The 229-nt window shown below is 53.7% G+C and carries 1 protein-coding gene; it reads right to left on the bottom strand.

Annotation, left to right across the window (positions count from 1 at the left end; genetic code table 11):
- A partial coding sequence (locus tag V5P19_RS24680; protein WP_334408134.1) for a transposase occupies positions 1-229 on the bottom strand: 229 nt, incomplete at both ends.

Here is a 229-nt window from a genome sequence, read left to right as displayed (position 1 = left end):
GGCTTCTCCACTGTGATTCCGTCGTGATATGTGACAACGATTCCGGCATCGCCAGACCTTCTGACCACGCTTTCAGAAGCAGCTGCCGCATATTCCACATCCACCGCGAACGCATCGCGTCTTTCAGGAAGCTCAGCTTTTTCCAGTGTCCGTGTTTATTCAGACCTCCGCAGGTCACTGACACATGCACATGCGGATGCCAGTTGAGACGACGGCCATACGTATGGAT

The organism is Enterobacter sp. UNJFSC 003, assembly GCF_036903355.1.
Lineage (GTDB): Bacteria > Pseudomonadota > Gammaproteobacteria > Enterobacterales > Enterobacteriaceae > Enterobacter.
This window is presented reverse-complemented; position numbering and strand designations above follow the sequence as displayed.